The sequence below is a fragment of the Streptomyces sp. NPDC002092 genome (assembly GCF_053593775.1).
This window is the reverse complement of record NZ_JBSFDG010000003.1, coordinates 200,283-224,732: the sequence shown is the minus strand read 5'-3', so window position 1 is coordinate 224,732 and position 24,450 is coordinate 200,283. Positions and strand designations below refer to the sequence as shown.

General features: G+C 70.8%; 18 protein-coding genes and 1 pseudogene. 4 read left to right on the top strand and 15 right to left on the bottom strand.

From position 1 onward, the window contains the following. Nucleotides 1-21 precede the first annotated feature (21 nt). From ACWCRD_RS08495 to ACWCRD_RS08460, 8 genes are read right to left on the bottom strand one after another with little or no spacing between them, the layout of a single operon-like run. Nucleotides 22-642 (bottom strand): TetR/AcrR family transcriptional regulator, encoded by a 621-nt coding sequence (locus ACWCRD_RS08495; protein WP_450965165.1) that lies wholly within the window; start codon nt 640-642, stop codon nt 22-24. Next, the gene (locus tag ACWCRD_RS08490) at nt 630-1,364 is read right to left on the bottom strand and encodes an enoyl-CoA hydratase family protein (RefSeq protein ID WP_450965164.1); all 735 of its coding nucleotides are present in this window, start codon (nt 1,362-1,364) and stop codon (nt 630-632) included. The genes ACWCRD_RS08495 and ACWCRD_RS08490 overlap by 13 nt, the downstream gene beginning before the upstream one ends. Further along, entirely contained in the window at nt 1,361-2,938 is a 1,578-nt protein-coding gene (locus tag ACWCRD_RS08485) for a 4-coumarate--CoA ligase family protein (protein ID WP_450965163.1), read from the bottom strand. Before ACWCRD_RS08485 ends, ACWCRD_RS08490 begins: the two co-directional genes overlap by 4 nt. Before the next feature lie 40 nt (nt 2,939-2,978). Continuing rightward, nucleotides 2,979-4,115, bottom strand: coding sequence for an acyl-CoA dehydrogenase family protein (locus tag ACWCRD_RS08480; protein ID WP_450965162.1), 1,137 nt, complete (start codon nt 4,113-4,115; stop codon nt 2,979-2,981). 58 nt (nt 4,116-4,173) lie between these two features. Further along, on the bottom strand, nt 4,174-6,024 hold the full coding sequence (locus ACWCRD_RS08475) for an ATP-binding protein (protein ID WP_450965161.1): 1,851 nt from the start codon (nt 6,022-6,024) through the stop codon (nt 4,174-4,176). Nucleotides 6,025-6,029: 5 nt separating this feature from the next. Next, nucleotides 6,030-7,628: an acyl-CoA carboxylase subunit beta gene (locus tag ACWCRD_RS08470; protein WP_450965160.1), complete on the bottom strand. Its 1,599-nt coding sequence runs from the start codon at nt 7,626-7,628 to the stop codon at nt 6,030-6,032. After that, nucleotides 7,625-9,328 (bottom strand): acyclic terpene utilization AtuA family protein, encoded by a 1,704-nt coding sequence (locus ACWCRD_RS08465; protein ID WP_450965159.1) that lies wholly within the window; start codon nt 9,326-9,328, stop codon nt 7,625-7,627. The genes ACWCRD_RS08470 and ACWCRD_RS08465 overlap by 4 nt, the downstream gene beginning before the upstream one ends. Then, nucleotides 9,325-10,119: a TIGR03084 family metal-binding protein gene (locus ACWCRD_RS08460; protein ID WP_450965158.1), complete on the bottom strand. Its 795-nt coding sequence runs from the start codon at nt 10,117-10,119 to the stop codon at nt 9,325-9,327. The genes ACWCRD_RS08465 and ACWCRD_RS08460 overlap by 4 nt, the downstream gene beginning before the upstream one ends. Nucleotides 10,120-10,243: 124 nt before the next feature. Here ACWCRD_RS08460 and ACWCRD_RS08455 point away from each other — a divergent pair, with 124 nt between their 5' ends. Together ACWCRD_RS08455 and ACWCRD_RS08450 are read left to right on the top strand one after the other, a co-directional pair. Next, the gene (locus ACWCRD_RS08455; protein ID WP_450965157.1) at nt 10,244-10,642 is read left to right on the top strand and encodes a DUF6234 family protein; all 399 of its coding nucleotides are present in this window, start codon (nt 10,244-10,246) and stop codon (nt 10,640-10,642) included. A gap of 44 nt (nt 10,643-10,686) precedes the next feature. Then, nucleotides 10,687-11,436: a class I SAM-dependent DNA methyltransferase gene (locus ACWCRD_RS08450; RefSeq protein ID WP_450965156.1), complete on the top strand. Its 750-nt coding sequence runs from the start codon at nt 10,687-10,689 to the stop codon at nt 11,434-11,436. 19 nt (nt 11,437-11,455) lie between these two features. On the opposite strand, the gene ACWCRD_RS08445 is transcribed toward ACWCRD_RS08450, so the two are convergent. From ACWCRD_RS08445 to ACWCRD_RS08430, 4 genes and pseudogenes are all read right to left on the bottom strand, one after another. Continuing rightward, nucleotides 11,456-12,379, bottom strand: coding sequence for an EamA family transporter (locus ACWCRD_RS08445; protein ID WP_450965155.1), 924 nt, complete (start codon nt 12,377-12,379; stop codon nt 11,456-11,458). 131 nt (nt 12,380-12,510) lie between these two features. Next, nucleotides 12,511-14,500, bottom strand: a pseudogene (locus tag ACWCRD_RS08440) (ABC transporter ATP-binding protein). 94 nt (nt 14,501-14,594) lie between these two features. Next, nucleotides 14,595-14,729: a hypothetical protein gene (locus ACWCRD_RS08435; RefSeq protein ID WP_450965154.1), complete on the bottom strand. Its 135-nt coding sequence runs from the start codon at nt 14,727-14,729 to the stop codon at nt 14,595-14,597. Nucleotides 14,730-14,928: 199 nt separating this feature from the next. Next, nucleotides 14,929-17,808, bottom strand: a complete 2,880-nt coding sequence (locus ACWCRD_RS08430; RefSeq protein WP_450965153.1) for an FAD-binding and (Fe-S)-binding domain-containing protein — start codon at nt 17,806-17,808, stop codon at nt 14,929-14,931. Nucleotides 17,809-18,006: 198 nt separating this feature from the next. Between ACWCRD_RS08430 and serC the strand changes: the two genes are divergently transcribed. Continuing rightward, nucleotides 18,007-19,125, top strand: a complete 1,119-nt coding sequence (gene serC, locus ACWCRD_RS08425) for a phosphoserine transaminase (protein ID WP_450965152.1) — start codon at nt 18,007-18,009, stop codon at nt 19,123-19,125. Nucleotides 19,126-19,200: 75 nt separating this feature from the next. Here serC and ACWCRD_RS08420 read toward each other — a convergent pair whose 3' ends face one another. From ACWCRD_RS08420 to ACWCRD_RS08410, 3 genes are all read right to left on the bottom strand, one after another. Continuing rightward, nucleotides 19,201-20,799: an alpha/beta hydrolase gene (locus ACWCRD_RS08420; RefSeq protein ID WP_450965151.1), complete on the bottom strand. Its 1,599-nt coding sequence runs from the start codon at nt 20,797-20,799 to the stop codon at nt 19,201-19,203. A gap of 166 nt (nt 20,800-20,965) precedes the next feature. Beyond that, on the bottom strand, nt 20,966-22,483 hold the full coding sequence (locus ACWCRD_RS08415) for a cellulase family glycosylhydrolase (protein ID WP_450965150.1): 1,518 nt from the start codon (nt 22,481-22,483) through the stop codon (nt 20,966-20,968). Between the two features lie 113 nt (nt 22,484-22,596). Further along, nucleotides 22,597-23,574 carry a WD40 repeat domain-containing protein gene (locus tag ACWCRD_RS08410; protein ID WP_450965149.1) on the bottom strand — a complete coding sequence of 326 codons (978 nt, stop codon included), beginning with the start codon at nt 23,572-23,574 and terminating at the stop codon, nt 22,597-22,599. Between the two features lie 141 nt (nt 23,575-23,715). Between ACWCRD_RS08410 and ACWCRD_RS08405 the strand changes: the two genes are divergently transcribed. Continuing rightward, complete coding sequence (locus tag ACWCRD_RS08405; protein ID WP_450965148.1) at nt 23,716-24,390, top strand: SGNH/GDSL hydrolase family protein; 675 nt, start codon at nt 23,716-23,718, stop codon at nt 24,388-24,390. The last annotated feature ends 60 nt before the right edge of the window (nt 24,391-24,450 follow it).

The window sequence follows — 24,450 nt, the reverse complement described above, 5'->3', positions numbered from 1 at the left end:
CCGAGGTGTGGGCCCTGGTATTCAGTCCAGCGCCTCGTCGAGCAGCGCTGCCCACTGCGTAACAACCCGTTCCCGGCGTCCGGTGTCGTCCGTGAGGAGGTTGGCGAGGCCGAGGCCGCGGGCCATGTCGAGGAGGCCCTGGACGGTTTCGCGGACGCCGGGGCGGGATTCGTCGGCGGCGAGGAGGTCCACGGCGATGCGGTGGGTCTCGCGGCCGACGTGCGCCTCGAGTTCCGTCACGCGTGGGCGCAGCTGCTCCTCGTTCGAGGCGGCGACCCACAGATGCAGCGCCGCCCGGAAGAGCGGACCGGTGTAGAGGTCGACGAGGGCCGACACGACCGCCCGGCGGTCTCCGGCCGCTCCCTGCGGGAACAGGGCGCGGAGCGCCGTCGAGCGTTCCTCGGCCACGTATTCGACTGCTGCCGTGAAGAGGTCCTCGCGGGTGGGGAAGTGGTGCTGGGCGGCGCCGCGGGAGACGCCGGCGCGTTCGGCTACGACGGAGACCGTGGAGCCTGCCCAGCCGTGTTCGGCGAGGCAGGCCACGGCGGCTTCCAGGAGGCGCTGCCGGGTGGCTCGGCTGCGGTCCTGTTTGGGTACGCGTTCGGCGCGGTCGACGCTGTTGTCGGTGGTCACAGCACCCATGTGGGATCCCGTCGTTCCAGGAAGGCCGTCATCCCCTCGCGGGCCTGCGGGGAGGCGAACAGCCGGGCCGAGAGCGCGGTGAGGTCGGCCGCGTCCCGGTCGAATGCTTCGAGCACCTTAGCTGTGAGCAGCGCTTTCGTCTCGGCCAGGCCCTGTGGGGCGGCTCGGCGCAGTCCGTCCAGGATGGGTTCCAGTACGGCGTCCACGTCGTCGCCGGTGGCGGTCAGCAGGCCGATGCGGGCCGCCTCGGGGGCCTCGAAGCGTTCGCCGGTGAGGTAGTAGCGGGCGAGGGCCCGTGGGTCGGTGCGGGGCAGCAGCGTCAGGGAGATGACCGCGGGGGCCACTCCGATGCGTACCTCCGTGAAGGCGAAGGTGGACTGTGTCGAGGCGGCGGCGATGTCGCAGGCGGCCAGCAGGCCCAGGCCGCCTGCGCGCACATGGCCTGTCACGCGGGCCAGGACCGGTTTGCGCAGTTCGACGATCTGCCTCAGCAGTCCGACGAGTGCGTCGGGGGCCGGCGGGTCGCGGAGGTCGGCGCCCGCGCAGAACGTGTTGCCGGTGTGGGTGAGGACGACCGCGCGTACGTCGGTGTCCTTGGCGCAGTCCGTCAGTGCGTCGGCCAGTTCCCCGGCGAGTGCCGCGGAGAGTGCGTTGCGGTTGGCCGGGGAGTCGAGGCTGAGGGTTTCGATGCCACGCGCGCGTGCACGTCCGATCAACGTCATGTGCGCTCCTGCAGTTCCCGGAGTTCGCGGCGGAGGATCTTGCCGGAGGCGGCCCGCGGGATGCCGCCGATGAAGGTGACCCGGCGGACGCGTTTGTAGGGGGCGACGCGTTCGGCGACGTACATCATGACCTCCGTTTCGGTGAGGTCGGTGGCGGTGGGCCGGCGGACGACGTAGGCGTGCGGGACTTCGTTGTTGTCGTCGTTGTAGACGCCGATGACGGCCGCGTCGGTGATGCCCGGGTGGGTGAGGAGGAGGGCTTCGAGTTCGGCGGGGGCCACCTGGAAGCCCTTGTACTTGATGAGTTCCTTGACGCGGTCGACGACGAACAGCCAGCCGTCGTTGTCGACGTGCCCGACGTCTCCGGTGTGCAGCCAGCCGTCCGGGTCGATCATTGCGGCGGTGGCGTCGGGGCGGCCGAGGTAGCCCTTCATGATCTGGGGGCCGCGGATGAGGATCTCGCCGGACTCGCCGGTGCCGAGGTCCTTGTCGGGGTCGTCGAGGGAGACGATGCGCATCTCGGTGCCCGCGATGAGTTTGCCGACGGTGCCGGGGGGTGCGTCGTGCATGGCGTCGAGGGGGACGACGTGGGTGCCGGGTGACAGTTCCGTCATGCCGTAGGCCTGGCCGACGGGTGGCAGGCCGAGCCGCTGGGAGCAGGCGGCGGCGAGCCGGGCGTCCAGGGGGGCGGCGGCGCTGATGACGTGCTTCAGGGACGAGAGGTCGTACTGGGCGACCAGGGGGTGTTTGGCGAGGGCCAGGACGATGGGCGGGGCCACGAACAGGCTGGTGATGCGGTGGTTCTGGATGGCCGCGAGGAAGGTTTCGAGTTCGAAGCGCGGGAGGACGACGACCGTGGCGCCCTGCCTGAGGGGTGCGTTCATGAGGGCCGTCAGGCCGTAGATGTGGAAGAACGGCAGGACGGCGAGGATGCGTTCGCCGGGGCCGGACGGCATGACGGGTTCGAGCTGGGCGAGGTTGGTGGCGATCTGGCGGTGCGTGAGCATGACGCCCTTGGGGATGCCGGTGGTGCCCGAGGAGTACGGCAGTGCGGCGACGTCCGCCGCCGGGTCGATGGCGACGTCCGGCTCGGGCGTTGCGGAGGCCAGCATGTCGATCAGCGACCGGTGTCCGGGGGCGCTGTCGCAGACGAAGATCTCCTCGACGCCGCCGGCGAGTTCGGCGGCCCTGCGTGCCGTTTCCAGCAGGGGTGACACGGTGACGATCCAGCGGGCCGCCGAGTCCTTCAGCTGTTTCGCGAACTCCTCGGCGGTGGCCAGGGGGTGCACGGTGGTGACGGAGGCGCCCGCGCGCGTGGCCGCGTAGAAGGCGGTCGGGAAGGCGACGGTGTTGGGGCTGTGCAGGGCGAGCACGTCTCCCTTGCGTACGCCGGCCTCGGCGAGGCCGGCCGCGATGCGCCGGTGGAAGCGGTCCAGTTGCTCGTACGTGAGGGTGGTGCCGTCGGTTCCGTCGATCAGGGCGGGCGCGTCACCGTACTCGGCGGCCCGGCCCAGCACTGCTTCGTGGATGGGGAGTTCTACGGGCGGGACGTCTGCGTACTCGCTGCGGAACACGGTTCCTCCAAGGCGGCCACGACGGTCTGCAGGACTTGGGCTAGTACGACTTGGGAAGGCCCAGAGTCTGGTGGGAGACGTAGTTGAGAATCATCTCCCGGCTCACCGGAGCAATACGAGCCACGCGTGCGGCAGTTATCAACGAGGCGAGTCCGAATTCGCGGGTGAGGCCGTTTCCGCCGAGGGTGTGCACGGCCTGGTCGACGGCTCTGACGCAGGCCTCTCCGGCCGCGTATTTCGCCATGTTGGCGGCCTCGCCTGCGCCGACGTCGTCTCCGGCGTCGTACAGGTGGGCCGCTTTCTGCATCATCAGGCGGGCGAGTTCGAGGTCGATGTGTGCCTGGGCGAGGGGGTGGGCGATGGCCTGGTGGGCGCCGATGGGGGCTTTCCAGACGGTGCGGTCGCGGGCGTAGGTGATCGCCTGGGCGAGTGCGTAGCGGCCCATGCCGATGGCGAAGGCGGCGGTCATGATGCGTTCGGGGTTGAGGCCGGCGAAGAGCTGGAGGAGCCCTGCGTCCTCGTCGCCCACGAGGGCGTCGGCCGGGAGGCGTACGTCGTCCAGGGTCAGCTCGAACTGCTTCTCCGCGGCCTGGAGTTCCATGTCGATCTGGCGGCGCGTGAAGCCGGGCGCGTCCCGGGGGACGATGAAGAGGCAGGGCTTGAGGGTGCCGGTGCGGGCGTCTTCCGTTCGGCCGACGATGAGGGTGGCGTCGGCGATGTCGACGCCGGAGATGAAGACCTTGCGGCCGGTGAGGAGCCAGTCGCCGGTGTCGGGGTCGCGGCGGGCCGTGGTGGTGATGCGGTGGCTGTTGGAGCCGGCGTCCGGTTCCGTGATGCCGAAGGCCATCGTGCGGGTGCCGTCCGCCAGGGCGGGGAGCCAGGTGCGTTTCTGGTCCTCGGTGCCGAAGCGGGCGATCACTGTGCCGCAGATCGCCGGGGATACGACCATCATGAGGAGGGGGCAGCCTGCGGCTCCCAACTCCTCCAGGACGATGGAGAGTTCGGCTATGCCGCCGCCTCCGCCGCCGTGTGCCTCCGGCAGGTTGACGCCGAGGTAGCCCAGCTTGGCTGCCTCGGTCCAGAGTGCCTCTCGGTCGAAATTGCGGCCGTGGCGTTTGCCGAGGGCGGCGACCGCCGATCGGAGGGTTTTGTGTTCTTCGGACTCGATGAGGGCCATCTGGCTTCCTTCGGGGTGCGGGTTGTGTGTGGCTGGTCGCGCAGTTCCCCGCGCCCCTTTAGGGCGGCTCCACTACTGCCAGCAATGAGCCGACCGTCACCTGTTGGCCAGGTACCACATGCAAAGCGCTCAGCGTTCCTGTGACCGGGGCTGTGATCTTGTGTTGCATCTTCATCGCCTCCAGCCAGAGGAGGGGTTCGCCGGCTCGGACGGCTGCTCCTGCCGTCAGGCCCTCGGTCACTTTGACGACCGTGCCGGGCATGGGGGCCAGCAGGGAGCCCGGGGCGTGCTGGGTCGTCGGGTCGGGGAAGCGGGGGAGGGCGGTCAGGCGGGTGGCGTTCACGTGGACCTCGTCGCCGTACCGTGTCACCTCGAACTTGCGCTGTACGCCGTCCGCTTCGAGTACGACGAGATCGGGCGCCACGTGCACGACCCGTACCCCGTCCGCCTCCAGGCCCGCCCGCGTGTGGCGGTAGCGGACCTCGTGTTCCTCGCCCGCCATGGCGTACCGCTTGGTCTGCGGCTGGGAGGGGAGGTTGCGGAAGCCGCCGAAGCGGGAGCGGTGGGATCGGGCGTCGGCGAGGGCGGCGGCCAGGGGCGCGTAGGGGTCGGGGGCCGGCGTGGTCAGTTCGGGGAGGTGGTGGTCGTAGAAGGCCGTGTCCATGGTGGCCGAGGTGAACTGCTGGTGGCGCAGGGAGCGGACGAGGAGGTCACGGTTGGTTTTGGGGCCGTGGATCGTGGTGCGCTCCAGGGCTCCAGCCAGTGCGCGGACGGCCTCCGCGCGGGTGGGGGCGTGGGCGACGGCCTTGGCGAGCAGGGGGTCGTAGTGGACGCCGATGTCGTCTCCGTCGCCGTAGCCGGTGTCCAGGCGGATGCCTTCGGGGGCGGTCAGGCGGTGCAGGGTGCCGGTCTGCGGGGTCCAGTCGTTCGCCGGGTCCTCGGCGTAGAGGCGGGCCTCGATCGCGTGGCCACGCGCGCGTGGGGGGTCCTTTTCCAGGCGGTGGCCTTCGGCGACGCGGATCTGCAGAGCCACCAGGTCGATGCCGTGGACCGCCTCCGTGACGGGGTGTTCGACCTGGAGGCGGGTGTTCATCTCCAGGAAGTGCGCGCGGCCGTCGGCGACCAGGAACTCGACGGTGCCGGCGCCCTCGTAGGCGACGGCGCACACGGCCTGTGTCGACAGCGCGTACAGGTCCTCGACGAGGCTCTCCGGGAGGCCGGGTGCGGGGGCCTCCTCGATGACCTTCTGGTGGCGGCGCTGGAGGGAGCAGTCGCGGGTGCCGAGGGTCCAGATCGTGCCGTGCTTGTCCGCGAGGACCTGGACCTCCACGTGGCGGCCGTGCTCCAGGTACGGCTCGACGAAGACCTCGCCGTCGCCGAAGGCGCTCGCGGCCTCGGCCCGTGCGCCCTCCAGGGCGGCGTCGAGGTCCTCCAGGCGGCGCACGATGCGCATCCCGCGTCCTCCACCGCCCGCGGCCGCCTTGACCAGGACGGGCAGGTCGGCCTCGGTGATCCGCCCTCGTTCCAGGGACGCGATGCCCATGAGGTCCTTGGCGCGTGTCTTGGACGCCATCGCCTCGATGGCCTCGGGGGGCGGTCCGATCCAGGTCAGGCCGGCGTCGATGACGGCGCGTGCGAAGTCGGCGTTCTCGGAGAGGAAGCCGTAGCCGGGGTGGACGGCGTCCGCGCCGGAGGCGACGGCCGCCTTCACGATCAGGTCGCCGCGCAGATACGTCTCCGCGGGCGCCGCGCCGGGCAGCCGTACCGCCGTGTCGGCCACGCGCGCGTGGAGCGCGTTCTCGTCGGCGTCGGAATGCACCGCGACCGTCCGGATTCCCAACTCACGGCAGGTGCGGAAGACACGGCAGGCGATCTCGCCGCGGTTCGCCACCAGGACAGAACTGATCATGAGCCTCACATCCGGAAGACGCCGAAGCCGCCGCGCGCACCCTCGTACGGCGCGGTGTGGATGGCGGACAGACACAGGCCCAGGACCGTGCGGGTGTCGCGGGGGTCGATGACGCCGTCGTCGTAGAGCCGCCCGGACAGGAACATCGGCAGCGACTCGGACTCGATCTGCTGTTCCACCATGGCGCGCAGGGCGGCGTCCCCGTCCTCGTCGTACGGCCGGCCCTTCGCGGCCGCCGACTGCCGGGCGACGATGGACAGGACGCCGGCGAGCTGCTGCGGGCCCATGACGGCCGACTTGGCGCTGGGCCAGGCGAACAGGAAGCGGGGGTCGTAGGCGCGGCCGCACATGCCGTAGTGACCGGCGCCGTAGGAGGCGCCCATCAGGACCGACAGATGGGGCACCTTCGAATTGGAGACCGCGTTGATCATCATCGCGCCGTGCTTGATGATGCCGCCCTGCTCGTACTCCTTGCCGACCATGTAGCCGGTGGTGTTGTGCAGGAAGAGGAGCGGGATGTCGCGCTGGTTGGCCAGCTGGATGAACTGGGCGGCCTTCTGGGACTCCTCGCTGAAGAGCACCCCTTGGGCGTTCGCCAGCACCCCCACGGGACAGCCGTGGAGCGTGGCCCAGCCGGTCGTCAGGCTGGTCCCGTACAGCGGTTTGAACTCGTCGAAGTCGGAGGCGTCGACGATCCGGGCGATGACCTCGCGAGGGTCGAAGGGGATCTTCAGGTCCCCCGGGACGATGCCCAGCAGCTCGTCCTCGTCGTACTTGGGGGGTTCGGCCGGTCCCGGATCGTCGTACGCCTTGCGGTGGTTGAGGCGGGCGACCACGCGGCGGGCCTGGCGCAGCGCGTCCGGCTCGTCGACGGCGAAGTAGTCGGCGAGGCCCGACACGCGCGCGTGCATCTCGGCGCCGCCCAGCGACTCGTCGTCGCTCTCCTCGCCGGTCGCCATCTTGACCAGGGGCGGGCCGCCGAGGAAGACCTTGGCACGCTCCTTGACCATGATCACGTGGTCGGACATGCCGGGGATGTACGCGCCTCCGGCGGTCGAGTTCCCGAAGACGACGGCGACGGTGGGGATCCCGGCCGCCGACAGCCTCGTCAGGTCCCGGAAGATGGCGCCCCCGGGGATGAAGATCTCCTTCTGGGAGGGCAGATCGGCGCCGCCCGACTCCACCAGGCTGATGCAGGGAAGGCGGTTGGCGATCGCGATGTCATTCGCCCGCAGGGCCTTCTTCAGCGACCAGGGGTTGCTCGCGCCGCCGCGCACGGTCGGGTCATTGGCGGTGATCAGGCACTCCACGCCCTCCACCACGCCGATGCCGGTGACGAGCGAGGCGCCCACCGCGTACTCGCTCCCCCAGGCGGCGAGCGGCGACAGTTCCAGGAAGGGTGTGTCCGGGTCGAGGAGCAGTTCGATGCGCTCGCGGGCGAGCAGCTTGCCGCGCCCCCGATGCCGTTCGACGTACTTCTCGCCGCCGCCCGCGAGGGCCTTGGCATGCTCTGCGTCGAGGTCGGCGAGCTTGGCGAGCATGGCCTCGCGGGCCGCCCGGTAGTCCGGCCCGTTGGTGTCCAGGGTGGTCGGCAGAACGGTCACAGGAGGGCCTCCGGGATGTCCAGGTGGCGGGAGCGCAGCCATTCGCCGAGGGCCTTGGCCTGCGGGTCGAAACGGTGCTGGGCGGCGACGCCCGCGCCGAGGATGCCCTCGACGACGAAGTTGAGAGCGCGGAGGTTCGGGAGGAGGTGGCGGGTGACGGGCAGGTCGCGGCTCTCCGGGAGCAGCTCGCGGAAACGGTCCGCCGTCAGCTCGTGGACGAGCCACCGCCAGGCCTCGTCCGTCCGCACCCACACGCCCACGTTGGCGTTCCCGCCCTTGTCCCCGCTGCGGGCGCCCGCGACGAGGCCGAGCGGGGCGCGCCGGCTGGGACCGTCCGGAAGCGGTTCGGGCAACTCGGGGCTCGGCAGGTTTTCGAGTACGAGGGTGTCGTGTGCCGGGGCTATAGGAACCCGGCGTCCGTCGTGGAGGACCGCCACATGGTCGACGGCACCATGGGCGACGTAGACATCCTCGAAGACCCCATAAGGCGTGCCCTTTCCGGGTGGCGCCAGCACATGGAAGCCGGGGTAGCTGGCCAGTGCCAGTTCTACGGCGGCTCCGCTCAGCGCCCGCCCGACGAGCCGCTCGTCCGGGTCCCGTACGACGAGCCGGAGCAGCGCGCTCGCCGTCTCCTCGGTCGGGGCGTCGGGGCGGTCGGTGCGGACGAGGTCCCAACGGACCTCTGCAGGCTGGGACTTGGCCTCCGCGAAGGCGGCCTCCATCTGTTGCCGCACGAGCGCGGCCTTGGCTTCGATGTCGAGGCCGGTGAGGACGAAGGCGACCTCGTTACGGAAGCCGCCGAGGCGGTTGAGGCCGACCTTGAGGGTGGGCGGCGGGGCCTCGCCGCGCACGCCCTCGATGCGGACGCGGTCGGGGCCGTCCTGGGTGAGGCGGATCGTGTCCAGGCGGGCCGTCACGTCCGGTCCCGCGTACCGGGCGCCGGCCGTCTCGTACAGCAGCTGGGCGGTGGCCGTGCCGACGTCGACGAAACCGCCGGTGCCGGGGTGTTTGGTGATGACGCAGCTGCCGTCCTCGTGGATCTCGGCGAGGGGGAAGCCGGGGCGCCGGAGGTCACCCGGGCGTTCGTTGAAGCGCTCCTTGAAGAAGGCGTAGTTGCCCCCGGTGGCCTGCGCCCCGCACTCCAGCACATGCCCGGCGACGACGGCTCCCGCGAGCCGGTCGTAGTCCGTCCGGGCCCACCCGAAGTGCGCGGCGGCGGGCCCGGTGACCAGTGCCGCGTCCGTCACGCGCCCGGTGACGACCACGTCCGCGCCCTCCCGGAGGCAGGCCGCGATGCCGAAGCCGCCGAGGTAGGCGTGGGCGGCGAGGCGGTCCGAATACCTGGCCTTGAGGTCGTCGCCCTCGACGTGGGCGACGCGGACGGGAATGCCGAGCCGGTCGGCCGACCGCCGTACGGCGGCGGCGAGTCCGGCGGGGTTGAGACCACCGGCATTCGTGACGATCTTGACGGAGCGTTCGTGGGCGAGGCCGAGGCACTCCTCCAGTTGACGCAGGAAGGTACGGGCGTATCCGGCGCCGGGATCCTTCAGCCGGTCCCGTCCGAGGATCAGCATGGTCAGCTCGGCGAGATAGTCGCCGGTCAGCACGTCCAGCTCGCCGCCGGTGAGCATCTCGCGCATGGCGTCGAAACGGTCGCCGTAGAAGCCGGAGGCGTTGCCGATGCGCAGGATCGCCGTCATACGGTGCCGTCCTTCGGCGGGCGTCCGTCACCCGGTGGGCCCGCGAAGGCCTGGGCGATGTCCAGCCAGCGGTCGGCGTCGGAGCCCTCTGCGTGCAGGGCGAGGTCGGTGCGGTGGGCGCGCTGGGTGACCAGGAGGCAGAAGTCGAGGGCGGGGCCGGTGACGCGGTCCGCGGCTTCCTCCGGACCGTAGACCCACAACTCGCCGGAAGGCGCCGTCAGTTCGACCCGGAACTCCTCGAACGGCGGAGTCAGCCCGTGCACGCCGAAGGCGAAGTCCCGGGTGCGGACGCCGAGGCGGACGATGTGCCGGAGCCGGTCGGTGAGGGTGCGTGCCACGCCCAGCGCGTCCGCCACGTCCCCGCCGTGCGCCCAGGTCTCCATGAGGCGGGCGGTGGCCATGGAGGCGACGGACATCGGGGGGCCGTACCAGGGGAAACGCGCCCCTGTCGGCGCCGCACGCAGGGCGTCCGCCAGGGCCTTGCGCCCGGCCCGCCAGTCCGCGAGCAACTGCTCGGGCGGCTTCCCTGCCCCCTCCTCCGCACCGTTGTCCACGAAGTTCCCGGGCGCGGCCAGCGCCTTCTCGACCTCGCGGGCGAAGGCGTCCTGGTCGGTCACGGCCAGCACGGAGGAGTGGTCGGTCCAGGCGAGATGCGCGATCTGGTGGGCGACGGTCCAGCCGGGTGCCGGGGTCGCGAGCGCCCACTGCTCCGGGCTCAACTCGGCCACGAGCAGGTCGAGTTCCTCGCTCTCCGCGCAGAGATCGTCGATCACGGGCGTCGGGTCAGCCATGGGGCGAGCATGGCAGCGCCACCAGAAACAAGCAAGCATGCTTGCATTAATTTGTTTTCCACAGGCCTCGCGACTGAGTACGGGTGCTCATGCACGCCGCCGCCCGGCGCGACACGCTGCACCCATGACCGACACCCTCGTACGTCCGGGCCGCCGACGCCCCTGGTCGCGCAGAACGCGGCCGGGCGTGGATCTCGCCTTCGCGATCCCCCTGTTCCTGCTGGAGGCGGGGTGGCTCGCGCTGGACTGGATATACGGCTACGGCCTGGCGGTTTGGGCGGCGCAGGGCGACCGGGCGCGGATCGACGCGGCCGGGCTCGCGCACATGGAGCGGTTACGGGAACTGCTGATCGTCGTACTCGTCCTGGCGGTCGTCGCGGGAGTCTTCCGTGCCCGCTGGACCGTGGTCGCACACCTGTTGGTGGCCCTCCTGGCCGGCGGAGCGCTGACGGCCGCGCAGCGGGAGTGGAACCACGACCACTCCCCGCCGCCCGGCTGTGTCCGCTACAGCGCGAACTGCTGAAAATCGAGGCGCGCCGCCCGCCGCCCGAGCAGTACGGTCCTCCGGTGATCGATGAGGACGGTTACTTCGGGGAATCCGTGGCTGCGGGGTACGACGAGTCGACGGCGGAGATGTTCGCGGCGGACCGGCTGGATCCGGCGGTCGACCTGCTGGCGGAGCTCGCCGGGAGCGGGAACGGGCGCGCCCTCGAACTCGGCATCGGGACGGGACGAGTCGCGCTGCCGCTCGCGCGGCGCGGTGTGGAGGTGCACGGCATCGACACGTCCCGGGCGATGGTCGAGCGGATGCGGGCCAAGCCCGGGGGTGACGCGATCGGCGTCACGATCGGGGACTTCGCGACGACCAAGGCGGAGGGCCGGTTCTCGCTGGCGTACCTCGTCTTCAACACGATCAACAACCTGACCTCGCAGGACGCCCAGGTCGACTGCTTCCGCAATGTCGCCGAGCATCTGGAACCCGGCGGCCGCTTCGTCATCGAGGTGGGCGTCCCCGATCTGCGCCGGCTGCCGCCCGGGCAGAACGCCGTGCCGTTCCGGGTGGAAGACGGACGGCTCGGCTTCGATCTGTACGACGTCGCCACCCAGTCGATGAGCTCGCATCATGTGCGGATCGACGACGAGGGCCACGGTTCGTATCTCGCCGTCCCCTTCCGCTACGTCTGGCCTTCGGAACTCGACCTCATAGCCCGGCTGGCGGGGATGCGGCTGCGCGACCGCTGGGACGGCTGGACCCGCGAACCCTTCACCAGCGACAGCCGGCAGCACGTGTCGGTCTGGGAGAAGCCCGCCGACTGACCGCGTCCGGCGCAGACCGTCAGGCCTCCGGCACCGGCGCCTTCGCCCGCCCCACCTGCGTCCGCACCGCCCCCATGCTCGCCCCGATGACCAGGGCGATCGCGGCGGCCTGCCAGGCGGAGAGGGACTGGCCCAGGATGAGGAAGCCCGCCGTTGCCGCGAGGGCCGGTTCCAGGCTCATCATGATCGCGAAGGTGGACGCGGGGAGGCGGCGCAGGGCCAGGAGCTCCAGGGTGTACGGGAGCACCGAGGACATGATGGCCACCGCCGAGCCCAGCGCGATCGTCGTCGGGTCGGTGAGCTTCGCGCCCGATTCGGCGATCCCCAGCGGCAGCATGAGCAGCGCCCCGACCGCCATGGCCAGCGCCAGCCCGTCCGCCTGCGGGAACCGTCGGCCCGTACGCGCACTGAACACGATGTACGCCGCCCACATGGCGCCCGCGCCCAGCGCGAAGGCGACGCCGACCGGGTCGAGGCCGTCGAAGCCTCCGCCGCCGAGCAGGAAGACGCCGGTGAGGGCGAGTCCGGCCCAGACGAGGTTGACCGCGCGGCGCGAGGCCAGGACCGACAGGGCGAGCGGGCCGAGGACCTCCAGGGTGACCGCCGGGCCGAGCGGGATGCGGTCGACCGCCTGGTAGAAGAGGCCGTTCATCGCGCCCAGGGTGACACCGAAGACGATCACCGTGCCCCAGTCGGTGCGCGAGTGGCCGCGCAGCCGGGGCCGGCAGACCAGCAGCAGCACCACGGCCGCGGCGAGGAGGCGGAGGGTGACCACCCCGAACGCGCCCGCCCGCGGCATCAGATCCACCGCCAGCGCGGCGCCGAACTGCACCGAGACGCCCCCGGCCAGGACCAGGCCGACCGGGCCGAGGGAGCCTCGTCGGTGGGGGGCCGTCGGGGGGTGCACCGCTGACGGAGAGGTGGTGGTGCTGGGGCTGGTCACGGGCGGTCCAGGTGCTCGGCTCGGGGGTTCACGACTTGTTCATCGCGATGTACTGCCAGGTCCAGGGTAGTGGACTCAGTCAGGCGTGTGAACCCGTTTTGCAGCTGTCCTGAATGGTGGACACGGCAGCCTCACATACCGGGCCAGGGCTCCTCCTGCTGCGGTACGTACTGGTCGTAGGCGTACGACGGCGCCTGCCAAGCCCCGTATGCCCCGTACCCGTCGTACCCCTCGCACACCTGGTCCCCGTACACGGGCTCGACCACGGCCGCCGGCGCCTCGGCGAACCCTTCCGTGAACAGCGGCATCCGCAGCTCCCCCGTGTCGGTCACCGCGTTGTTCTGCGAGCGGTGCAGCCGTGCGTACGCGCCGCCGCGCGCGAGCAGTTCCTCGTGCCGGCCGGTCTCCACGATGCGGCCACGGTCGACGACCAGGATGCGGTCGGCGTCGGGGGCGAGGTTGAGGTCGTGGGTGATCATGATGGTGGTCCGGCCGGCCATCAGGCGGCGCAGGGGCCTGACGACCCGGCGGGCGGCCATGGCGTCGAGGCCGGTGGTCGGTTCGTCGAGGACCAGTACGGGGGCGTCGCGCAGGATGGCGCGGGCGATGGCGAGGCGCTGGAGCTGACCGCCGGACAAGCGGGCCGAGTGGGGGTCGACCTTGGTGTCGTAGCCCTCGGGGAGACTCATGACGAACTCGTGGGCGTCGGCCGCCCGCGCCGCCTCCTCGATCGCCTGGTCGCTGGCGCCGGGACGGCCGCAGGCGATGTTGGCGCGGACGGTGTCGTGCAGGACGAGGGTCTCCTGCGGGAGCAGGGTGACGTATGCGCGCAGTCGGGCCAGCGGGAAGTCGCGCAGCGGGACGCCGTCGAGGAGGAGGTCGCCGGCATCGGGGTCGTAGAAGCGCAGCAGCAGTTTGGAGACCGTCGACTTGCCGGCGCCGCTCGGACCGGTGACGATGACCAGCTCGCCGGGGCTGACGGTGAACGACAGGTCCTGGAGGGCGACGGCGTCGGCCCCCGGGTAGCTGAAGGTGACGGCCCGGACCTCGACCGCGCCGTCGGGGCGGCCGGTCTCGGTGCCCCGGCGCGGGTCGGTGACCGACGGCTCGACGTCCAGGATCTCGATCAGCCGTTCCGCGCCCGCCGTGGCGGCCGTGACGGTGAGGCCGAGCTGGGCCAGGCCCCGCACCGGCGGATAGAGATAGCCGAGGAAGGCAGCGAAGGCGAGGAGCTGGCCGAGGGTCATCCGGCCGGTGGAGATCTCCCAGGCGCCGATCCCGATCACGGCGAGCACGCACACCGTCTCGATGACCTGGACGAGCTGCTCGTAGGCCTCGTTGAGGCGGGTGGAGCGGACGGAGGCGCGGAACCAGGCGCTCGCCTCCTCGTGCAGCCGACGCCGTTCCGCGTCCCGCCGGTCGTACGCCTGGGTCAGCACGATGTTGCCGAGGGACTCCTCGACCACGGAGGTGATGGCGCCGTCCGCGACCCGGCCCTCCCGCGACACGTCCTTGATGGAACCCGAGAAACGCCGGGCCGCCAGCCAGAACAGAGGAGCCAGGCCGAAGGTGGCGGCCGCCAGGTCCCAGCGCAGCCAGAAGGCGGCGACCGCGTAGAACAGCGCGGAGAAGACGGCGGAGGCGGCGCCGACGAGCCCGGAGACGACCAGCGTCTCGATCGCCTCGACGTCACTGGTCAGCCGGGACAGCAGATCGCCCTGGCGGTGACGCTGGAAGAAGTGCGGGGGCAACTGCTGTACGTGGTCGAAGACATGCTCGCGCAGTCTCATCACGAACCGTTCGGTGGCCCAGGCGGCGAGGGAGTTGCCGGCGTATGCCACGACCGCTCCGCCGACGGCCACGCCCAGCCACTTCACGGCCGGGGCCCAGAAAGCGGCCAGCGACCCCTTCTGCAGGGCGTTGTCGGTGAGGTCGCTGAAGACCAGGATGGCCTCGGTCTCGGCGAGAGCGGCGAGCACCGTGCACACCCAGACCGCGAGCAGCCATTTCCTGAGCCCCTTGGTCAGCGGCCAGAAGCGGCGGAAGGCGGTGCGGGCCGGAATGGATGGGAGTATCGCCCTCGTATTCGAGATCCTCGTCCCCATCCTCTTCCATATCCATTTCACACACCCTCCGCAATTCCTGGATTCAACGACCCTTGAATTCCGCGAAAAACGAGGACCGACGGCATGCCGTCGGTCCTCTCACAGCTCACTCAGTTGTCGTCGCCGGGGATCGGCTTCGGCACCGGCGGCTTGGGGTGCTTCTTCCTGGGCTTCGGCGGGGGCGGCGGGGGGAGCTGCTTGTTCTTGGGCTTCGGGGGCAGCGGGGCGAGCTTCTTGAGGCTCATTCCAACTCCTGGTGTTTCGCAGTTCAGTGATTTCGGGAATTCCGCGTCCGGTTCCCGACATCGATGAACCTACACGCCCGGCAACTCAAGAAACGGCAAAGTTGGCGAGGTAACGGCAAACAGGAGCTGTGAATACCTGGCTAAATCCTGAGTGATCCCCGCCGAACCTGAGAGTTCTGTTATGAACCTGAGAGCCGGCTTATGAATCCTGGGAGGCCCCTTTGAGAAGTCCCTCTTCCAGTCCCTCCGCCAGTACCTCTGCGAGGTGCCGCCCCCGTACGCCCGCGAGCTGTTCCAGCTGTGTCCGGCACGAGAAGCCGTCCGCCAGAATCACCGCACCCTCGGGGGCCTGCCGCACCCCCGGCAGCAGCTGTTCCTCCGCGCAGGCCGCCGACACCTCGTAATGGCCCTTCTCGAAGCCGAAGTTGCCCGCCAGACCGCAGCAGCCGCCCGCCAACTCCCCAGTCAGCCCCGCGGCTTCGCGCAGACGGCGGTCCGCACCGTCACCGAGGACGGCATGCTGGTGGCAGTGGGTCTGGCCGGTGACCGGGCGGTCGAGGACGGGCGGCGCCCAGTCGGGGGCGTACCGCTCCAGCGCCTCCGCGAAGGTCATGACCGAGGCGGCGAGGCGGGCGGCGCGCGGGTCGTCGTGCAGCAGCTCCGGCAGGTCCGTGCGCAGGGCCGCGGCGCAGCTCGGCTCCAGGACGACGAAGGGCGGGAAGTTCTTGCCCAGCCGGGGGTCCAGGAACGGGTCCAGCAGGTCGAGGGTGCGGCGCAACACCTTGCGGGCACGGTCGAGTTGACCGGTCGAGATGTACGTCAGCCCGCAGCAGACGGCGGGGTGGCGGCGGGTCGGCCACAGGACCGGCGTCAGTCCGGTCGCCTCCAGGACCCGCACGGCCGCCTTCCCCACCTCCGGCGAGAGGTGCTCCGTGAAGGTGTCCGGCCACAGCAGGACAGGCCTGCCGAGGGGCTCCTCGTACTCCAGTCCCAGCTCGCGGATCATCCGCCGCTCCCGCGCCCTGGCGCGGCGCCCGAACCACCGGGTGAACGTCTCGGTCGCCACCCGCGGAATCCGCCGCTCGGGCGCGATCCCGCCCACCCGCTTGGCGAGCGCCGCGGGCGGCCCCATGGAGGCGAGGAAGTTGACCAGCCGGGCGGTGCGGGTGCGGTCCACCAGCCGCAGCCACACCGGCAGCCGTCCCATGCTGTAGTGCGCGGCCGGGCGGCGCCGCCCCGCGTAGTGGTGGTGCAGGAACTCCGCCTTGTACGTGGCCATGTCGACCTCGACGGGGCAGTCGGACCGGCACCCCTTGCAGGACAGGCACAGGTCGAGCGCGTCCCGTACCTCCGCCGACCGCCAGCCGTCGGTGACGACCTCGCCGGCCAGCATCTCGTGCAGCAGCCGGGCACGCCCGCGCGTGGAGTGCTCCTCCTCGCCGGTCGCCCGGAAGGACGGGCACATGACGGACGCGCCGGACGCGGAGGTCGTACGGCACTTGGCGACGCCCACGCACCGCCGTACCGCCGCGGAGAAGTCGCCGCCGTCGGCCGGGTACCCGAAGGCCACGTCGACGGGCTCGCGCGGCAGCACGGAGAAGCGGAGGTTCGCGTCGAGCGGGGCCGGACGGACCAGCATGCCGGGGTTGAGGAGGTCGTCCGGGTCCCAGACGCCCTTCACCCGCCCGAAGAGGGCGACCATGTCCTCGCCGTACATCTTCGGAAGCAGTTCCGCCCGCGCCTGCCCGTCCCCGTGCTCCCCGGACAGCGATCCGCCGTGCGCCACGACCACGTCCGCGAGCTCCTCCGAGAAGCGCCGGAACCGGCCGATGCCCGCCTCGCTCAGCAGGTCGAAGTCGATACGGACGTGGATGCAGCCGTCCCCGAAGTGCCCGTACGGGGTGCCGCGCAGCCCGTGGGAGGTCAGCAGCCGCCTGAAGTCCCGCAGGTAGGCGCCGAGCCGCGCGGGCGGCACCGCGCAGTCCTCCCACCCGGGCCAGGCCTCGCTCCCGTCCGGCATGCGCGTCGCCGTGCCACTGGCGTCCTCCCGGATCCGCCACAGCGCCCGCTGCCCGCCCGGGTCGGTGACGACGAGCGAGTCGACGACGTCGGCGGCCCGCACGACCGCCTCCGCACGCGCGCGTGCCTGCGCCTCCGTGTCCCCGCCGGTCTCCACGAACAGCCAGGCCCCGCCCCGCGGCAGCGCGGCCGTGGACGGCACCAGATCGGCCGCCATGCCCTCCACGGTCAGCGGCCCGTACGGCAGCAACCCGGCCGCGGCCTCGGCGGCGGCGCTCTCGTCGGCGTACGCCAGCACGGCCAGCGCACGCGCGCGTGGCGCCTCGACAAGTCGTACGACGGCCTCGGTCAGCACCGCCAGCGTGCCCTCGCTCCCGCAGAAGGAGCGGGCGACATCGGCCCCCTTCTCCGGCAGCAGCGCGTCCACCGCATACCCGGAGATCCGCCGGGGCAGCTCCGGAAACCCGGTCCGCAGCCGCGCCAGCTCCCCCTCGGCCAGTGCCCGCAACCCGTCCGGCGCCCCGGCCCACCCCTGCCCGAGCCGCAACCGCTCCCCGCGCCCGGTGACCACGTCCAGCTCCCGCACACTGTCCGCCGTGGTCCCCCACGCCACCGAGTGCGAGCCGCACGAGTTGTTCCCGATCATCCCGCCGAGCGTGCAGCGACTGTGCGTGGACGGATCGGGCCCGAACCGGAGCCCGTACGGCGCGGCGGCCTCCTGCAGCCGGTCCAGGACGAGCCCCGGCTGGACGACGGCGGTACGGGTCTCGGCGTCCAGGGACACGATCCGGTCCATATGCCGGGTGAAGTCCAGCACGACACCGGCACCGGTGGCCTGGCCGGCGATCGAGGTGCCACCACCACGCGGCACGACGGGCACCCCGTGCGCCCGGCAGACCTCCAGCACGGCGGCCACGTCGTCGGCGTCCCTCGGGGCCACCACCCCCAGCGGAACCCTCCGATAATTGGACGCGTCCATCGTGACCAGCGCCCGGGACGTGGCATCGAACCCGACCTCGCCCCGGACGGCCCCTCGCAGCTCCGCCTCAAGTTTCGACATGCGTCCACTCAACCAGCCCGTCGTGGGGGTCCCCCCGCTCGAGCGAAGCCGAGAGTGGGGGAGTTCGAGGACGAGGCCCCGCAAGGGCCGAAGCGGGGGTCCGGGGGCTGCAAGCCCCCAGGGACGGCCACCGAGACACGTGTCTCACCGGGCGGACGACGTTTCACCCAGGTTTCCCGAAACGGCTAACCTCACCCCGTGGCTGAGATCCAGATTCCCGCTGACATCAAGCCCGCCGACGGACGTTTCGGCGCGGGCCCCTCCAAGGTGCGGACGGAAGCGCTGGACGCGCTGGCCGCGACCGGTACCTCCCTCCTCGGCACCTCCCACCGCCAGGCCCCGGTCAAGAACCTGGTCGGCAAGGTGCGCGAGGGCATCAGTGAGCTGTTCTCCCTGCCCGACGGCTACGAGGTCATCCTCGGCAACGGCGGCTCGACGGCCTTCTGGGACATCGCGACCCACGGCCTGATCGAGAACAAGTCGCAGCACCTCAACTTCGGCGAGTTCAGCTCGAAGTTCGCGAAGGCCGCCAAGCTGGCCCCGTGGCTGGCCGAGCCGACCGTCATCGCGAGCGACCCGGGCACGCACCCGGAGGCCGAGGCCGAGGCCGGCGTCGACGTCTACGCCTTCACCCACAACGAGACCTCCACCGGTGTCGCCATGCCGATCAAGCGCGTGGCCGGCGCCGACGAGGGCGCGCTGGTCCTCGTCGACGCCACCTCCGGCGCCGGCGGCCTCCCGGTGGACGTGTCCGAGACGGACGTCTACTACTTCGCCCCGCAGAAGTCCTTCGCCTCCGACGGCGGCCTGTGGATCGGCATCTTCTCCCCGGCCGCGATCGAGCGCGCCGAGCGCATCCACGCGTCCGGCCGCCACGTCCCGGAGTTCTTCAGCCTCCCCACGGCGATCGACAACTCCCGCAAGAACCAGACGTACAACACCCCGGCCCTCGCCACCCTCTTCCTGCTGAACCAGCAGCTGGAGTGGCTCAACGGCCAGGGCGGCCTGGACTGGTCGGTCCGCCGCACGGCGACCTCCGCCCGCACGCTCTACGGCTGGGCCGAGGACATCAAGTACGCCAACCCGTTCGTCACCGACCCGGCCAAGCGCTCGGCGGTCATCGGCACGATCGACTTCACCGACGAGGTCGACGCGGCCGCCGTCGCCAAGGTGCTGCGCGCCAACGGCATCGTCGACACCGAGCCGTACCGCAAGCTCGGCCGCAACCAGCTGCGGGTCGCGATGTTCCCGGCGATCGACCCGGCGGACGTCGAGGCCCTGACGAAGTGCATCGACTACGTGATCGAGAAGCTGTAACGGCTTCCACCACGACCTGAAGGGGCGCCCGGTACCAGTACCGGGCGCCCCTTCGCGTTTGCGCTCAACTCACCTTCAGCCGCGGATGCCGATCAGACCGTGCAGGGTGCTGCCGCGCGGCGCGGTGGCCGGCTGCTGCGAGGACAGCGCGGACTCCGCCGTGCTCGCCGGCTTCGGGTCGGGGGTCTTCTGGCACACCGCGTCGGCCGTGCCGTGGCCGCGCGGCACCGTGCCGTCGGTGAGGTACGTCGCCAGGTACTTGTCCAGGCAGGCGTTGCCGCTCAGCGAGATGCCGTGGTTGCCGCCGCCCTGTTCGACCACCAGGCTGGAGTTCTTGAGCAGGCGGTGGACGGTGACACCGCCCACGTACGGGGTGGCCGCGTCGTTCGTCGCCTGGAACAGCAGCACCGGCGGCAGCTGGGAGTTGGCGACGTTCACCGGCTTCAGCGACTTGGTGGGCCAGAACGCGCACGGCGCGTTGTACCAGGCGTTGTTCCAGGTGTTGAACGGCGCCTTGGCGTACACCGCCCAGTTGTCCTTCTCCCACTGCTTCCAGTCACGCGGCCAGGACACGTCCCGGCACTGCACGGCGGCGTAGACGCTGTATCCGTTGTCACCGGAGCCGTAGACCGCGGCGAGCGACTGGTACACCTTGACCAGCGGGTCGGGGTTGTGGTCGTTGACGTAGGCGGCGAACGCCTGGGCGAGCTGGGGCCAGTAGCCGTTGTAGTAGCCGCCGGGCAGGAAGGTGTCCTCCAGCTCGGCGGAGCCCACCTTGCCGCCCGCGGGCTTCTTGGCGAGCTCCGCCTGCATCGCGTACCACTTGGCCTCGATCGCTGCCGGGTCGGTGCCGAGCTTGTACGTGGAGTCGTACTTGGCGATCCACGCCATCAGGGCCTTGTGGCGGGCGTTGAAGGCGTAGTCCTGGCCGATGTTGTCGTCGTACCAGACCCCGTCGGGGTTCACGACCGAGTCCAGGACCAGACGGCGCACCCGGTGCGGGAAGAGCTTGGCGTAGACCTGGCCCAGGTAGGTGCCGTACGAGTAGCCGAAGTAGTTGATCTTCTTGGCGCCGAGGGACTTGCGGATCGAGTCCATGTCCTTCACGGCGCTGACCGTGTTGATGTACGGCAGGATGTCCGCGTACTTCCTGCCGCAGGCGGCGGCGAAGGACTTCGCGCGCTCCAGGTTGGCCTTCTCGATCGCCGGCGTGCTGGGGACGCTGACCGGGCGGACGGGGTTGAAGTAGCCGGGCTTGCAGTCCAGGGCGGGCTTGCTCTTGCCGACGCCCCGCGGGTCGAATCCGATGACGTCGTACTGGGCCGCGACCGCCTTGGGCAGGGCGGAGGCGACGAAGGGGGCGAGCGTGAGGCCGCTGCCGCCGGGGCCGCCCGGGTTGACCAGCAGCGGGCCCTGGAACTTCCGCGCGGTGTGCGGGACCCGAGTCAGGGCCAGGGTTATCTTCCGCCCCTGCGGCCTGGCGTAGTCGAGCGGTACCTGCACGGTCCCGCACTGGAGGGTCGGGGTGGCGTCCGTGGCGCACTTCTTCCAGGTGACGTTCGCCGTCTGGACGGCGTCCGCCGAGGACGGCGTGCCGGCCTCGGCGGGAGCGGCCGTGAGCGTCCCGGCCAGAACGACGGCGGCGCCGCACAGCACAGCTGCGCTTGTCTTCATGAACTTCTCTCAGAGCGTGGGGAGTTGGGGCGGGACCGCAATGTTCGTGATCCCGGCCGGATTTTTTCGAAGAAGAGCGAACGCGGGAAACACATGACGCGAAGATTTGGTATTCCTGTGACCCGGAGGCGCCCGGCACACACCGGGCGCCCTCGTCACACGGCCCTCACGCAGCCGTACAGCTCACATGCGGCACCGCCCCGCCGCCCGGCGCACCCCCGAACCCGAAGCTCACCGAACCGCCTGCCGGAACACCACCGTTGTGCGCGGCGTTCACCGCGGTCACGGTCGCGCCGCTCTGGGTGTACGAGGCGTTCCACATGTTCGTGACCTGCTGTGATCCGCCCCAGGTCCAGGTCACCTTCCAGGAACCGATCGCGCTCGTCCCGGTGTTGGTCACCTTCACCTCGGCGTTGAAGCCGCTGCCCCAGTCGCTGCTGACGGTGTAGGAGGCCGAGCACGCGGCCGTGCTCCCGCCACCGCCACCCCCACCGCCTCCTCCGCCCGTGCCGGTGCCGGGAAACAGCGGTGCCTTGATGCTCGCCAGATAGCCGTCCTTCACCGTGTCGACGGTCGTCCAGTCGTCCTTCAGGATGCCGCCCGTGTCACCGGAGTTGGGGTTCCAGGACCAGAACGTCCAGTGGAAGGAGTCGGCCCCGTACGTCGACGTCGGCCGCAGATAGCTCACCAGCGCCGCCAGCCATTTCTGGTCGACGGTCGAGGACAGCGTCGTACCGAACTCGCCGACCCACACGGGCGCGATGTTCTGCTTGAAGAGGTAACCCCAGTACTTGTCCCAGACGCCCGGCATGTTGGCGGGGAACGCCGGATCGCTGAACCAGGGCTGCTGGGCCACGCTGGTCGCGTAGTCGTGGGCGGAGTACACGACCCGGTCGGCCACGTCGAGCCGGACCGGGTACTGGGCGACGCCCATCAGGTTGCCGCCCCACCACCCCGACACGCCGCCGTACGTCTGCACGCCCTCGACGAAGATCAGCAGGTCGGGGTTGACGGAGAGCACCGCGTTGCCGGCCCGCTCGGCGGCCAGCCGCCAGTCGGTCGCCGTGTCGCCGCAGCCCCAGCAGGCCGGGTCGTGGGGCTCGTTGTGCAGGTCGATGCCGATGACGGTGTCCTGGCCCTGGTAACGGGCCGCGAGCGCCTTCAGATCGGCGATCCAGGTGGACTCGGGGACGGCCGCCGTGTACCAGAGCGCCGACTGTCCGCCCGAGTCCGGCCGGTGCCGGTCGAGGATGACCTTGAGGCCGTCCTGACCGGCGTACGCCACGAGCTTGTCCATGACCTGGAGGGAGCTGAGACCCTGCAGATCGGCGTTCTTGCCGCTGCTGAAGTCGATGCTGTTGGGGACGGTGGACGGCTTGAAGATGTCGTCGCTGTAGGGCAGCCGGATGGTGTTGTAGCCCAGTGACTTCATCTGGTCGATCATGGACTTGTAGTCGCGGGACCAGAGGCCGTGGACGACGTGGTTGGCGGTCTCGAAGCCGAACCAGTTGATCCCGGCGATCCTGACCGGCTGCCCGGCCGCGTCCAGGATCTGGCGGCCGCTCGTGTGCCAGTAGCCGGCGCCGGGGACGGCGGCCGCGTGTGCGGTGTGCGCACCGCCGCCCAGTGGCAACAGAAGCGCCGCGGCAACGGCGCACAGCGCTCTTCGCAAGCTGCGGAACATGTCGCTGCTTCCTCTCGGGAGGCGCGGGCCCGGAACAGAATGGGAGCGCTCCCATCACCCGGCACCTCCATGGAAGCCACGTCACATGAACACGTCAAGCTCTACGACGTCGGTCAGCGGCGCAGCAGCCGCCGGATCCCGAAGACCACCGCCGCCGCGACGGCGACGGCGAGTGCCCCGACCTTGAGGTTGCCGCCCACACCGCCGCCGCTGCCGCCCGAGGCACTCGAACTCCCGCTCCCGGAGGGCGACTTCGAGCCACCGCCCGGAACGTCCTGCGCCTGCACGGCGCTGTCGGCGCCCTCGCTGCCGTACATGAGCTTCGTGCCGTCGACGGTGTAGGTGATGGACTCGCCCTGCCCCTGCAGCGGAACGTTCAGGCGCCCCTTGCGTTTGATCCTGCCGCCGTTCCAGTCGTAGTAGATCCCGCCGAAGTAGCCGCGCACGGCGAGCTGCTTGCCGTCCGGGGAGATGGCGGCGTCGGTGGCCCAGAGGTCGACGGTGGCGACGGGCTTGAAGTAGTTGGTGCCGGAGGCGGAGAGCCTGGCCGGCCCCTCGTACAGGTGCCCGCCGTTCTCGTTCTTGTCGATGATGTAGGCCCGCCCGGTCTTCGGGTCGACGACGAGCGACTCGGCGTTGCGCGCCCCGTCCGAGTACTTCACCACGTACTGCGTGGCCCGCACGGTCTGGTCGACCAGTCTCTTCGGCTCGGGCAGCCGGTAGATCCACACGTACGGCCACTTGCCGCCGAGGTTGTCGCCGATGTCGCCGACGTAGATCTGGTTGCCGGGGCCGATGGAGACGGCCTCGGTGTCGCGGGGGGCGCCGATGCCGCTGAGGGTGACGCGGGCGACCGTCTTCCCGGTGCTGCTGTCGACGGCGTAGATGTACGGGCCGTCACCGCTGTCGTTGTGGGTCCAGTAGATGCCGGGGTGCAGACGGGAGGCGGCCAGTCCGCTGGACTCGGCGATGCGCGAGTCCTTGATGGTGAACCCCTGGTCGCCCTTGCCGTCGCCGTCTGCGGCGGATACGGGCGCGGCGAAGGCGCCCACGAGAAGGACCCCGGCGAGGAGAGCGAACGGTCGGCGCATGTCCCAAGCCTGCCATCCCCGCCCCGTGTTCACGGACGGGTGACGCCGAGGGGTGACGGCCAGGGGCGCGTGGCAGGCCTCACACCCCACCCGTCCCATTGGTCCCTCCCTGATCCCTCCCCGATCGTCCATCATGAGCGGATGCTTAGGTTCATGCCGGTCGGCGACTCCATGACGATCGGAAGCGCGGGCGAGCACACATGGCGTTACCGGATGTGGGAGCACCTGCGCGAGACGTACGACGGCCCGTTCGCCCTGGTGGGCCCGCGCGAGACGCTGTACGACAAGGCGGCGGACGCGCCGGTGTCGTACGAGTACGCCGACCCCGACTTCCCGCGCGCCCATCTGGCGGGGTGGGGCGAGGGCTGGCAGCACATGGCTCCGCTGATCGAAGAGGCGGTGCGCTCCTGCCGCGCGGACGTCCTGCTGGTCTCCCTCGGCCTGATCGACCTGGGCTTCTACACGAACGCGGAGCAGACGGCGGAGAACGTGCACCGCTTCGTGGCGGCGGCCCGCTCGGCCAACCCGCGCGTCCGCCTGGTCGTCCTGCCGGTGATCCCGAACGTGCGCGCCACCGCGGACGCCCCCTTCGCCGCGCAGGTGACCCGCTTCAACGAACTCCTGGCCAAGGCGGTCGCCGACCTGGACGAGCCCCGCTCCCCGCTCCTGCTGGCCTCGCCACCGCCGTCGTACGACATCCATCACGACACGTACGACGGCACGCATCCGAACGCGAGCGGTGAGCGCAAGATCGCGGGCGCGTTCGCGGACGCGATGTATCAGGCGTGGGATCTCGGGGAGCCCTACGAGGGCTGACCCTCGACGCCGTCGGAACCGGGCATGTGTTCGTCTCCCCGTGTCCTGGTCACCGTGCGT

Coding starts and splice junctions, on each gene's coding strand:
- ACWCRD_RS08495 (WP_450965165.1), bottom strand. CDS start 642: ATGGGTGCTGTGACCACCGACAACAGCGTCGACCGCGCCGAACGCGTA.
- ACWCRD_RS08490 (WP_450965164.1), bottom strand. CDS start 1,364: ATGACGTTGATCGGACGTGCACGCGCGCGTGGCATCGAAACCCTCAGC.
- ACWCRD_RS08480 (WP_450965162.1), bottom strand. CDS start 4,115: ATGGCCCTCATCGAGTCCGAAGAACACAAAACCCTCCGATCGGCGGTC.
- ACWCRD_RS08475 (WP_450965161.1), bottom strand. CDS start 6,024: ATGATCAGTTCTGTCCTGGTGGCGAACCGCGGCGAGATCGCCTGCCGT.
- ACWCRD_RS08465 (WP_450965159.1), bottom strand. CDS start 9,328: ATGACGGCGATCCTGCGCATCGGCAACGCCTCCGGCTTCTACGGCGAC.
- ACWCRD_RS08460 (WP_450965158.1), bottom strand. CDS start 10,119: ATGGCTGACCCGACGCCCGTGATCGACGATCTCTGCGCGGAGAGCGAG.
- ACWCRD_RS08455 (WP_450965157.1), top strand. CDS start 10,244: ATGACCGACACCCTCGTACGTCCGGGCCGCCGACGCCCCTGGTCGCGC.
- ACWCRD_RS08435 (WP_450965154.1), bottom strand. CDS start 14,729: ATGAGCCTCAAGAAGCTCGCCCCGCTGCCCCCGAAGCCCAAGAACAAG.
- ACWCRD_RS08430 (WP_450965153.1), bottom strand. CDS start 17,808: ATGTCGAAACTTGAGGCGGAGCTGCGAGGGGCCGTCCGGGGCGAGGTC.
- ACWCRD_RS08420 (WP_450965151.1), bottom strand. CDS start 20,799: ATGAAGACAAGCGCAGCTGTGCTGTGCGGCGCCGCCGTCGTTCTGGCC.
- ACWCRD_RS08415 (WP_450965150.1), bottom strand. CDS start 22,483: ATGTTCCGCAGCTTGCGAAGAGCGCTGTGCGCCGTTGCCGCGGCGCTT.
- ACWCRD_RS08410 (WP_450965149.1), bottom strand. CDS start 23,574: ATGCGCCGACCGTTCGCTCTCCTCGCCGGGGTCCTTCTCGTGGGCGCC.
- ACWCRD_RS08405 (WP_450965148.1), top strand. CDS start 23,716: ATGCTTAGGTTCATGCCGGTCGGCGACTCCATGACGATCGGAAGCGCG.